Annotated in this window: 7 protein-coding genes; 6 read left to right on the top strand and 1 reads right to left on the bottom strand. The window is 74.4% G+C overall.

What is annotated here, in order from left to right; translation table 11 throughout:
* The 3 genes from ACFT55_RS14620 to ACFT55_RS14610 form a co-directional block, all read left to right on the top strand.
* On the top strand, positions 1 to 1,975 hold a 1,975-nt coding region (locus ACFT55_RS14620; RefSeq protein ID WP_380244567.1), incomplete at its 5' end, for a polysaccharide pyruvyl transferase family protein.
* Positions 1,976 to 2,014: 39 nt separating this feature from the next.
* Positions 2,015 to 3,931, top strand: coding sequence for a glycosyltransferase (locus ACFT55_RS14615; RefSeq protein ID WP_380244566.1), 1,917 nt, complete (start codon positions 2,015 to 2,017; stop codon positions 3,929 to 3,931).
* A 2-nt stretch (positions 3,932 to 3,933) separates the two neighbouring features.
* Positions 3,934 to 5,055 (top strand): sulfotransferase domain-containing protein, encoded by a 1,122-nt coding sequence (locus tag ACFT55_RS14610; RefSeq protein WP_380244565.1) that lies wholly within the window; start codon positions 3,934 to 3,936, stop codon positions 5,053 to 5,055.
* A 13-nt stretch (positions 5,056 to 5,068) separates the two neighbouring features.
* On the opposite strand, the gene ACFT55_RS14605 is transcribed toward ACFT55_RS14610, so the two are convergent.
* The gene (locus tag ACFT55_RS14605; protein WP_380244564.1) at positions 5,069 to 6,433 is read right to left on the bottom strand and encodes a SpoIID/LytB domain-containing protein; all 1,365 of its coding nucleotides are present in this window, start codon (positions 6,431 to 6,433) and stop codon (positions 5,069 to 5,071) included.
* Between the two features lie 150 nt (positions 6,434 to 6,583).
* Here ACFT55_RS14605 and ACFT55_RS14600 point away from each other — a divergent pair, with 150 nt between their 5' ends.
* From ACFT55_RS14600 to ACFT55_RS14590, 3 genes are all read left to right on the top strand, one after another.
* Positions 6,584 to 8,545 carry an N-acetylmuramoyl-L-alanine amidase gene (locus ACFT55_RS14600; RefSeq protein WP_380244563.1) on the top strand — a complete coding sequence of 654 codons (1,962 nt, stop codon included), beginning with the start codon at positions 6,584 to 6,586 and terminating at the stop codon, positions 8,543 to 8,545.
* A gap of 129 nt (positions 8,546 to 8,674) precedes the next feature.
* Entirely contained in the window at positions 8,675 to 9,949 is a 1,275-nt protein-coding gene (locus ACFT55_RS14595) for a hypothetical protein (protein WP_380244562.1), read from the top strand.
* Between the two features lie 10 nt (positions 9,950 to 9,959).
* Positions 9,960 to 11,798 (top strand): glycosyltransferase, encoded by a 1,839-nt coding sequence (locus ACFT55_RS14590; protein WP_380244561.1) that lies wholly within the window; start codon positions 9,960 to 9,962, stop codon positions 11,796 to 11,798.
* The last annotated feature ends 87 nt before the right edge of the window (positions 11,799 to 11,885 follow it).

Here is an 11,885-nt window from a genome sequence, read left to right as displayed (position 1 = left end):
CGACGGCTGCCGCCCCGAGGAGGCGCGCCCGCTGGTCGACCTGCTGCTCGCGGCCCCCGGCGCGGGGCCCGCCGCCGTCGAGCTGGCGGGGTGCCTGCGGGCCCTCGACGGCGACGACGAGGGCGCCGCCGCGCTGCTCGCCGCCGCGGCCACGGGGTCCGTCCGGGAGCGCGCCGCCGCCGCGTGCGCGCGGGTGGCGGACCTGCGCCGGGCCCTCGCGCTGCGGGCGGTGGTCGACGCCCGTCCCGTGGACGGCGCCCGGGTCGGTGCGGCGCGCCGTGCCCTGCTCGCCGCGCCGTGGCGCTCCCCGGGCGCGGTGGAGGCCGCGGCGGTGCGGTACGTCGCCTGCGCGGTGGCGGACGGCGACGTGCGGGACCTCGACGGGCTCGTCGGACCGCTCCTCGACGGCGGCGCGCTGCACGTCTCGGAGCTCGACGCTCCCGGCGTCGCGCACCTCGTGGCACGCGCGACGGTCCTCGCCGACGACGCCGACCACGACGGCGCCCTGCACCTCCTGCGCGGGCTGCCCGCGCTGCCCGAGGCGCTGACCGGCCCCGCGCTGCTGCTGCTCGCCCGGCTCCTGACCGCGACGAGCCGCTACGCCGAGGCCCGCACCCTCCTGGCGGTGGCGGGGAGCGCCGACGACGCGGCGACCGCCGCGGCCGCGCACCTGCAGGCCGCGCGCGTGGCCTGGGTGAGGCACGACCACGACGGCGTCCGCGCCGAGACGGACCTCGCGCTCGCCGCCGGGGCGCCCGCCCGGGCGGTGCGGGGGCTGCGGCGCGACGCCCTCCACCCGCGCACCCCCGCCCCCGACGACGCCCCCACGGACGGCGTCGGCCACGTGGCGTTCTACGTCGACCCCGGCGGCAACTTCGGTGACGTGGCCCTCCCGCTCGCCGTGCGCGAGGCGGTCGAGGACGCCGCCGGACCGCGCACCTGGGTGCCCTTCCACGCGCACCAGCTCTTCGACGCCGACCGGGTCCGCGTCGCGAACGCCCAGCGCGCCCTCGTCGTCGGGGGCGGCGGCCTCTTCCTGCCGGACACCGCGCCGAACGGGCACAGCGGCTGGCAGTGGAACGTGCCGGCGGCGTCCCTGGCGGCGCTCGACGTCCCCCTGTTCGTCTTCGCCGTGGGCTACAACCTCTTCGACGGGCAGGAGTTCCACGGCGCCCGGTTCCGCGACGGGCTGGTGGCGCTGGCCCGGCGCGCGGAGCTCGTGGGGCTGCGTAACCACGGCTCGATGGAGCGCGTGCGCGCGCTGCTGCCCGACGACCTGGCCGGCCGCGTGCGGTTCGTGCCCTGCCCCACGACCGTGTACGAGCGGCTGCACCCCGACCTGCCCGCCGCCGAGACCGGCACCGGCCGGGTCCTCCTCAACGCCGCGTTCGACCGGTCCGCCCGCCGGTTCCAGGGCGGCTACCGGACCTTCCTCGCCCAGGTGCGTGACGTCGTCGCCCGGGCGAGCAGGGCGGGCGCCGAGGTCCGGGTCGTCGCCCACACCCGCGGCGACACCCGGCTCGCGCACGACCTGCGCGACGCGCACGGGCTCGACCTGCCCGTCGACGAGCTGCACCTCATGGACCCCGGCGAGGCGTTCGGCGTCTACCGGCGGGCGTCGCTCGTCGTCGGCATGCGCGGGCACGCCACGATGATCCCGTTCGGCCTGGGCACCCCCGTGCTGAGCCTCGTCTCCCACCCGAAGATGCGCTACTTCCTCGACGACGTCGGCCGGCCCGGGTGGGGGTTCGACGCCCGGGACCCGCGGCTCGGCCCCCGGCTCGCCGAACGGGCGCTCGACGTCCTCGCCCGCGAGCAGGAGTACCGCGACGACGTGCGCGCCCTGCAGCTCGACCTGCTCCCGCACGTCCAGGACGCCGCCGGACGCGTGGCCGCCGCCCTCGGCGCCCCCGCCCGGACGACGACGCCGGCGCCCACCTCGGCGCCCACCATCACCGTGCCCCACCGGCACTGACAGCACCGACCAGCAGCACCGACCAGACAGGAGCCCTCGATGCCCACCATGCGGAGCGTCCCGCTCGGCCGAGAGCCGGGCGACCCGGAGATCGCATCCTTCGCCGACCTCGTCGACCGGCCGCTGCTGATCGTCGGCAACGGCCCGTCGTCCGCCATGCCGCCCTACCGCCGGATCCCGGCCGACGTGGTGGTCTTCCGGATGAACTGGTTCTTCCTGGAGAGCAACTACCACTTCGGCGACCGGGTCGACGCGTGGTTCAGCGCCGTCCCGCACGAGCGCCTCGAGAAGCTGCTGCAGGACGAGATCCGCTCCGGCCGCTACGACGTGCAGCGCATCGCCTCGCCCATGCGCCACGCCGCGCACCGCGACGGCGACAAGTACGGGCTCGAGCCGCTCACCGACGTCGTCGAGCTGGACTCGTGGGCCGTGCCCGCCCGCAACCCGCGGCTCGCACGGCACTTCATGAGCCGCCCCGGCCTGCCCACGACCGGGATGCAGGCCCTGGCGTTCGGCCTCGGCGTGGGCTTCCGCGAGGTCTACCTGGCCGGCATCGACCTGTACGAGTCCAAGGACGTCCGCTACGGGTACACGATGCCGCAGGTGGCCGACCTCGGGCTCCAGGCCAAGGACGCCGCCCCCGGCTACGAGGCGGCGCACGGGCTCGACACCGACATCGCGTTCCTGCGCTCGTGCCTCGCCGCCTACCCCGACGCCACCGTCCGCTCGGTGAGCCAGTCCGAGATGCTGCACCTGTACGTGCCGCCCGCCGAGGACCTGCCGGCGGACCGCCCGGCCCTCACGCCGGGGGAGACCGTCGGCGCCACGAAGGACACGGTCGAGATCGAGCTGCCCGCCACCGAGGGGGTCCAGGCGCTCACCGTGCCGAAGGTGGACGGCCCGCTGTGGAAGGAGGTCGACGGCCGCCGGTGCGCGTACGTGACCGTCGTCTCCGGCTCCTACCACCACGGCGCGCGGGCGCTCGCGAACTCGCTCCGCCGGGTCACCGACGTGCCGCTCGTCGCGCTGTGCACCCCCGACGCGGACAAGGCGGCGCTCGCGGCGAGCGGCATCCTCACCCTCGACGTCCCGCCGATCGCGAACCCGATCCTGCGGGGCGGCGCCCGGGGCGGTCGCCGCCAGAAGGTGCAGGAGCGGTTCGCGGCGACGTACACCAAGCTGCACGTCTTCCGGCTCGACTTCCTCGACCGTGCCGTCTACGTCGACAGCGACGCCGTGGTCAGGCGGAGCATCGACGACCTGTTCGCGGGGGACGACTTCGCCGCCGTCCCGGACGCCGGCCTCGACGCGCCGAACCCGGACGTCTTCAACTCCGGGGTGTTCGCGTTCACGCCGTCGTACGCGATGTTCGAGGCGATGATGGCCCGCCTGGCGCACACGCCGTCGTACGACGGCGGGGACCAGGGCTTCCTCAACGTCTTCTTCGACTCGTGGCGCGCGCTGCCGCCGGAGAACAACACCACCAAGCGGATCTTCTCGCACCACCCGGCCCTCTTCCACGACGAGGACGTGCGGGTGCTGCACTACGTCGGCAAGAAGCCGTGGGAGCCGGCGGGCGGGGACGACCGCTACGACACCCTCGACCTGGAGTGGCTCGACTACCTGGGCGACACCGAGAAGAACGAGCTGATCCGGGACCTGCGCCGCCAGACCGACCTGTCCACGACGGTCGCCGCACCGCCGGCCGAGGTGCTGCGGACGGTGAAGGCGCACCTCGCGGCCGGCCGGGCCGAGCCCGCCGCACGGCTGCTCGGCGAGACGGCGCGCAAGCGCCGCCTCACCACCACCGAGCAGCGCCAGCTCGCCGTCGCGAGCATGCGGCTCGGCCGGCGCCGCGACGCGCTGCGCACGCTCGAGCGGGCCAAGGGCCCGGTCGCGACGGTCGCGGTCGGCAGCGGCATCCTCGCGCAGTACTACCGCAACCGGAGGAAGTGACGATGGCTCGCTGGCTCATGGCATCGAAGGCGGCACCGAGAGCGGCGTCGAGGGCAGCACGCAAGGTCCGCAGCGTGGCGGAGGAGCACCTGCCCCCGCACCTCGGCCCCGCCCTGCTGACCCGGGACTGGGACACGCTCGCCGCGCACGCGGGCACGACGTCGAAGGACGCGCGCCTCGCCGCCGCGCTCACCGGCCTGCGGGCCGGGGCGGACGCCGAGGTCCTCGCCGCGCAGCCCGAGGAGCCGGGGGAGGCGCTGCGCTACCTGGGCGACGTCGCCCGGTGGCGCCTGGGGACGCTCGCCGCGGCCCGGGGGGCCGAGTTCGCGGACGCCTTCGGCCGGCTGCACCGTGCCGACGTGGTGACGGTCGCGACGATCCAGAAGTCGGGCACCCACTGGATGCGGTTCTTCCTCACGAACTACGCGCGCGCCCTCGCCGACCCGGACGTGAGCCGCCCGATCTCCTACCCGCAGCTGTTGCAGGACTTCTACGGCAACAACCGGTGGCAGGTGTTCCGCGAGGCGGAGCCGTACCGCACGCCGACCACCCTGCTCGCGGCGCACGGCGTCTCCGACGTGACGATGCAGCACTTCCGGCACGACCTCGACCCGTTCGTCTTCTCGCCGGGCCGCAAGATCATGCTGTACCGCAACCCGCTCGACTACGTCGTGTCGCTGTACCACTACACGATCAAGCAGCGGCCCCAGCACCGCGACGACGCGGCGCACCCGCGCGACGTCATCGAGCGCATGCTCGACGTGTACGCGCTGCACTACCTCACCCTGGACAGCTACCGCGACGACCCGGACGTGCACGTCGCCTCCTACGAGTCGCTCAAGGAGGACCCGGGGCTCCGGTTCCGGGAGGTCGTGCGGTTCCTCGGCCTGCCCCTGGTGGACGACGCCGTCGACCGCGCCCTCGCGCTGTCGGACATCTCGGTCGTGCGCGCCATGGAGGAGCAGACCGGCCGGTCGATGGTCGTGAAGCTGGACGGCTACTTCACCCGGGACGGCTCGATCGGGCAGTGGAAGCAGTTCTTCGACGACGCCGACGTCGAGCGGGCGCGCCGCGTCCTCGCCGGGCACGGGATCGACCTCGACGCGTTCACCGTCGACGGCTGAGGCGGCGCCGCGGTCAGGACACCGCCGTGACCTTGGTGATCCAGGCCGCGGGCATGGACCCCGCCGTCGTGCGGGCGCCGATCCTCGACCGCATCGCGTCGGCCTTGCCCGTGACCTTGGCGATCTTGCCCCCCGACGACGTCGCGGTGAGCGTCCGTACCTGCCCGCTCGACCAGGTCGCGGTGACCTTGATCGACTTCACGTCCGGGAGCCCGAACAGGGTGCGGGCCTGCGCCTGTGTGAGCCTGCGGGTCCACGACGCGTACGAGTTCCCGGGCGCGGCCTTGCTGTACGGGTCCGCGACCGACCGCTCGTAGGGGATCGTCGCGGACCACACGTCCTCCGAGTTCGCCGTCCGCCCCCCGCTCGAGGAGTAGTAGTGGGCCGCGACCGGGACCCCGCCGTACGTGAGCACCCGCGCCTCGGTGCTGCTGCGCAGCGTGGCGCGGACCGCCGACACCCAGACCTTGCCGTACCGGCCGTCCGTGCCCTCGTTCTCCTTCTTCCAGCCCGAGTAGTACTGGTCGCGCACGTCGTCGACGACGTTGCAGCGGCAGGCGTCCCGGACCGTCGACCTCGACATCGCGTACGAGCGGGCGGTGATGGCCTGCGCCGACAGCGCGGCCTTGCCCCCGTTGAGCCCCCACGACGACGGCATCTCCGCGATCCCGTACAGGTACTCGGTGTTGAGCAGCACGTCGTTGGTGATGTTGGGGAACCCCTGGCGTGCGGTCGCGGTCAGCCGGCCGTGACGGTACGACCCGTGCGCCCCCGCGACCGTCGCCACCGCCTTCGGGCCCGACGGCTGGTAGTACCGCGTGCCGGACCAGTGGATGCGCAGCAGGCTGCCGTAGTACCGGGTGCCGTTGACGGTGATGCGCGAACGTCCGCCCGCCGTGGTGGCCACGGTGAACGTCTCCGTGCCCGACCCGTGCGCCAGCGTGGTCCCCTCCGGGCTGCGCAGGCGCCAGTTCCCGCCCGTGACGGTCACCGTCGTCGACGCCTTGCGGTCGCCGTACGCGGTCGAGCCGCCCGGGTCCGGGCCGAAGACCTGCACGAGGGTGCTGTACGGCGTCGTGCGCCACGCCACCGCGGCGTTCCGGTAGTAGTAGGCGAGGATGTCGCGCCCCGCCGTCGTGCCCTGGCGCGCCATCTGGTACGCGCCGTACTGCGGCATCCCGACCCCGTGGCCGAATCCCGAGCCGGTCAGCGTGAACGAGCTCGGCACCGCGGCCTGGGCCGACGTCGCGGCCACCGTGCCGCCACCGAGCGCCACCAGCGCCGCCACCGCCGCGGCGAGCACGCGGCGTGCTGTCCGTGGTCGACGGCGCGCGGCCCCCCAGCCGGCGCGCGCGTCCGTGCGATCGTCGTCGATCATCGTGAACACCCCCTCCGATCACTGTGCCCCAGGGGTGAGCGCCCAGCATCCGGAACGCTCGCCCGCTCAGGGTGCCGGTGGGCGAGACACCCCTTACCGTCGAGCGGGTCAGGTGCCCGGCGCGACCATGGTGGACGAGCGGAGACGAGCATGACGGCGACGAGCATGGCCCGAAGGACGGTCCGGACCGTCGCCACGACGACGACCGTCGTGGCCCTGGCCCTCGCAGGAGTCCTCCTGCCGACCGTGTCCCTGCCGGTCCCGGAGGCGCACGCCGTGGCCCCGGACGTGGAGCACGTGCCCGTGCGCGGCATCGACCGCGACGCCCGGCACCAGAAGGGCGCGCTCGACGACGTCGTCGGGCACGACCACGAGGACCCCCCGAGGTCCGAGATCGCGAAGAAGGTCGCCCCCGACGGCGACACGACGGCGCTCCCGGCCACCGAGCCGGACGAGGGCGAGCTGGCGGCGCTCAGCGAGCGCACGAGCACGCAGGACTTCTTGGTCGCCGGGGTGACCTGGGACGAGTCGACGCCCGCCGAGGTCACCGAGGTGGCGGTGCGGGTGCGCGAGGACGGCCGCTGGACCGCGTGGCAGTCCCTCGGGCTGGACGGGGTGACCGTCGACGGGGGCCGCGCCGGCACCGAGCCGATCGTGTCGACGGGCGCCGACGGCGTCCAGGCCCGCGTGCGCACCGCGGACGGGTCCTCGCCGCGCGGCCTCCAGGTGGACGTCGTCGACCCGGGCACGTCCCGCGCCGACGCCTACGTCGGCGGCTCCGCCCCGGCGTCCTCCGCCGACGCGGGGACCGGCTTCGAGATCCGCCCCTCGGTCGTCACGCGGTCCGCGTGGGGCGCCGACGAGTCGCTCGCCGGCCGCTGGCCCGAGACGTCGAAGACCCTCAAGGCGATCTACGTGCACCACACGGCCGGGACGAACAGCTACAAGGAGAGCCAGTCCGCGGCGCTGGTCCGCGGCATCTACGCGTACCACACGAAGTCCCGCGGCTGGCCGGACATCGGCTACCAGTTCCTCGTGGACAAGTTCGGCAACATCTTCCAGGGCCGCAAGGACGCGCGCGTGGACAACCCCATCGGCGCGCAGGCCGGCGGGTACAACACGGGCACGATCGGCGTGTCCGCGATGGGCAACTTCGACACCGCCCAGCCCACCAGCGCCCTGCTCTCCGGGATCACCAAGGTGATCGCCTGGAAGGCGTACCAGTACAAGATCAACGCCAAGGGCACCACGACCCTCCTGACCGGCGGCAGCACCGGTACGGGGACCCGGGCGAGACCCGGCACGTGGGTGCGGGTACCGACCGTGCTCATGCACCGCACCACCAACGAGACGGCCTGTCCCGGGCGCTACCTGGCCGCGAAGATGTCGTCCCTGCGCAGCGCGGCGGAGTCCCGCAGGCAGGCGGCGATCAAGAAGTACGGCCCGATCCGGTGGGCGGTCGGCGCCCCGGCGCGGTACGCCCCCACGACGGCGCAGTCGCCGGTGCAGTGGTCCACGCGGGCCACGTACCGGTGGAAGCCGGTGTCCGGGGCCCGCTACTACCAGGTGCTCTACCGCCGGGCGCACTGGAGCTCCGACCTGCCGAGCACCAACTACTGGCGCGTGCTCAAGTCGGCCACGACGGCCCGGTCGGTCACCGTCGACCTCGACCGGGGTCAGGCGATGCAGATCGCGGTCCGGGCCGTCAGCAAGAACTACCACCGGGGGCCCATGACCACCCTGGTCTGGACGAGCACGACGATCATGCCGAAGTCGTGGTCGATCTCCAGCGCGTGGTCCAAGGTGCACCACACGGCCTACTACGGCGACTACGCGTACCAGACCGCGAAGGGCGGGGCCACGATCAGCCTCAAGAGCGCCAACCAGGTGCACCGGGTGGTCGTGCGGGGGGCCACGGCGCCCGGCGACGGCAAGCTCCAGGTGCTCGTGGGCGGCAAGGTGCGTGGCACGTTCGACTTCAACAAGCCGTCGGACGGCGACCGGATCTTCTCCCTGACCCTCTCCGGCCACGTCGACGGGACGGTCACCCTCCGCAAGGTGGACGACGGGAAGAAGGTGCGGGTCAGCCACGTCGCGCTGGCGCGCTGGTAACCTCGCGGCGTCGCTGTCGGACCGGCCGGGCGGCGCGCCGGAGCCCTCAGCCCGCGCGCAGGGAGGCGGGCTACCGTCGGCGGGACGAACCCGGCGTCGAGGGGGACCAGCGGTCCCGGAGGAGATGGCATGTCGACCAGCGCGGGCCAGGCCGATTCGCAGGCCGAGTCGCTGGAGCTGCCCGAGCGGGCGCTCCTGCTGCACATCGGACTGATGAAGACCGGGACGACGAGCCTGCAGAACGCCGCCGCGGCGCTCCGGCCGGAGCTCCTGGCGAACGGCGTCCGGTACCCCGGCAAGACCTTCAACCACCGCAGCGCCGTGAACGACTTCATGGGGCACTCCTGGGGCTGGGGGACCACCCCCGTGCACGGGGCGTGGCGCAAGCTGCGCGCCGAGATCGACCGGGACACGGAGAACCGGATCTGGATCGGGCACGAGTTCGGCGCGAACGCCGACGACGCCACGGCCGCGCGCTGGCGCGAGGAGCTGGGCGAGCGTGCCCACGTGGTCGTCACGCTGCGCAGCTACGGCGCGCTCCTGCCGTCGCTGTGGCAGCAGATGACCAAGGAGGGCGAGACGGCCGGCTTCGAGCCGTGGCTCCGCGGCGTGCTGTCGGACGAGCCGGAGTCCGAGCTGAGCTCGTTCCGCGACCGGATCGACCAGGGGCGGGTGGTGTCGCGCTGGGCGGAGGCCTTCGGCGCCCAGAACGTCACCGTCGTCGTCGTGGACAAGTCGACGCCCGCGCTCCTCTTCGACGCGTTCGAGTCGATGCTCGGCCTCGAGCCGGGCCTGCTGAGCACGGCGAAGCTGAACGGCAGGTCCAGCAACCGGGGCATGTCCCTCGAGGAGGCGGAGCTGTTCCGGGCGCTCAACAAGCGCATGCGGCCGCAGCTCACCTGGCTCGAGTACTGCAAGTGGCTGCGCGACACCGAGTCGGTCTCGGTGCTCAACCGCCGCAAGCCCGGCAAGCACGACACCAAGCTCGTCCTGCCCCCGTGGGCCGCCGAGGTCGCGCACACGCGGGCCGAGCGGTACGTCGAGCAGGTCCGGGAGTCCGGCGTGCGCGTCGTCGGGGACCTCGCGCTCCTGGGCGCCGAGGTGCCGTCGAGCGACGAGGCCAGGCTCAGCAGCGCCGTCGTGCCGATCGACGCCGCCGTCGAGGCGATCCTCGGGGTGGTCCGGCAGGGCCGTCGCGACGAGGAGCGGCTGGCCAAGGCCCGGGAGGAGGTCTCCCGGCTCGAGGAGGAGGCCGCCGCGCGTCGCAAGGCGGACGCCAAGGCCGCCAAGGTGGCGAAGCCCGGGAAGTCCGGGCAGTCCGGCACGACCGTCGCCGACGCGAGCGGCCGGGAGCTCGTCCGTGCCCTCGGCTCGCGCGTCAAGCGGCGCGTGCGGCGCGGCTAGGCTCACCCGGGTGCACCTCGCGCAACAGCTGATCCTGTCCGTCCCGGCCGACCGTCGCGCCCTGGTGGTCGAGGACGGTCCGGCCGTCCTCGACGGCGGGACGCTCCGCGTGCCCGCCGGCTCCGCCCAGGGGCTCGCCGCCTACTTCTCCGCCTTCCCGGCGTCGTACTGGGTGCGCTGGGCCGGCGTCGCGGCCGTCCGGCTGGAGGTCGACGCCGCCGGTGAGGGTGTCGTGTCCCTGGTCCGGTCGGACGCCGCGGGCGCGCGGACCGTCGTCGCGACCGCGCACGTCGCGCCCGACGGGGGCACCGTGACGATCGACGCCGACGTCGCCGGCGCTGCCGACGGCGGCTGGCTGTGGTTCGAGGTAGACGCCAGGCAGGGCGACGTCGTGGTGTCCGGCGGACGCTGGCTCGTGGACGTGGCGCCCCGCCGGTCCGGTGACGTCTGCCTGTCGATCACGACCATGGACAAGCCCGAGTTCTGCGTGGCGACGTTGGAGCGGATCGCCGGGTCCGCGGCACTGGCCGAGGCCGTGGGCACCGTGCTGGTCGTCGACCAGGGCTCGCGCCGCGTCGTCGACCACCCCGCGTACCCCCAGGTCGCGGCCGCGCTCGGCGACCGGCTGACCATCATCGAGCAGCGCAACCTGGGCGGCTCGGGCGGCTTCTCGCGCGGCATGCTCGAGGCGCTCGACCGTCCGGACGCCGACGCCGTGCTGATCCTCGACGACGACGTCGAGGTGGAGCCGGAGGCGCTGCTGCGCGCGATCCGGTTCCACCGGGCGGCGCGCACGCCCGTCGTCGTGGGCGGGCACATGCTCGACCTGAACCGACCCACGGTGCTCAACTCGTTCAGCGAGGTGGTGCATGAACGCTCGTTCAACTGGGGGCCGCCCCGCGCCGACCAGCAGTGGCACGACCTCGCCGCCGGGCCGCTGCGGGACACCCCGTGGCTGCACGCCCGGGGCCGCAGCGACTTCAACGGCTGGTGGATGTGCCTCATGCCGACCGACGTGCTGCGGTCCGTCGGGCTGTCGCTGCCGCTGTTCCTCAAGTGGGACGACGCCGAGTTCGGGTTGCGGGCCCGGGACGCCGGCCACGCCACCGTCGCGTTGCCGGGCGCCGCGCTGTGGCACGTGGCGTGGACCGAGAAGGACGACACGGTCGAGTGGCAGGCGTACCTGCACGTGCGCAACCGCGTCGCCGCCGCGCTGCTGCACGCCCGCCGTCCGCGGGCCGGCCTGCTCCTGGCCGGGCTGCTGGCCACCGACCTCAAGCTGCTGCTCGGCATGCGCTACTACGCCGTCGACCTGCACGTGCGCGCGCTGCGCGACGTGCTCGCCGGCCCGGGCGACCTGCACGCCGACCTCGAGCGCGTGGTCCCCGCCGCTCGCGCCGTAGGGACCGCCTACCCGGAGACGGTCGTGCACCGCGCGGGCGACCCGGCCTACGACGTCGCCGCCGTGCGCGCCCGCCCGGGCGGGCCGGGGGAGCGGCCGGCGTCCGCCGCCGCGCTGGCGCGCGTCGCGCTCGGCGGGCTGCTGCGGCAGCTCCGGCCGGCACGCCCGGCCGCGAGCCCGGGGTCGACCCTCACCCGCGAGCAGGCGACCTGGTGGGAGACGCCGCGCCACGACTCGGTGCTGGTGCTGGCCGGCGACGGCGCCTCGGGCGTCTGGCTGCGGCGCGACCCGCGCCGGTTCTGGCGGCTGCTCGGCGCGACCCTCGTGACGCACGCGCGCCTCGGCCTGCGGTGGGGCGCGGTGTCCGCGCGGTGGCGCGCCGCCGCGCCCGCGCTGGTCGCCCCCGAGACCTGGCGGGCGACCTTCGCACCCCGGGGGCCCCACTAGGATGGGCGGGATGTCCACCCCCTCCGTCGTCGCGGTCGTCGTGTCGTACAACAGGGCCGCGCTGCTCGGCGCGGCCCTCGACGCGCT

The organism is Isoptericola sp. NPDC057191 (assembly GCF_042670225.1).
Taxonomy (GTDB): Bacteria; Actinomycetota; Actinomycetes; order Actinomycetales; family Cellulomonadaceae; genus Isoptericola.
The sequence above is the reverse complement of the archived record's forward strand: the minus strand, read 5'-3'. Positions and strand labels throughout refer to the sequence as shown.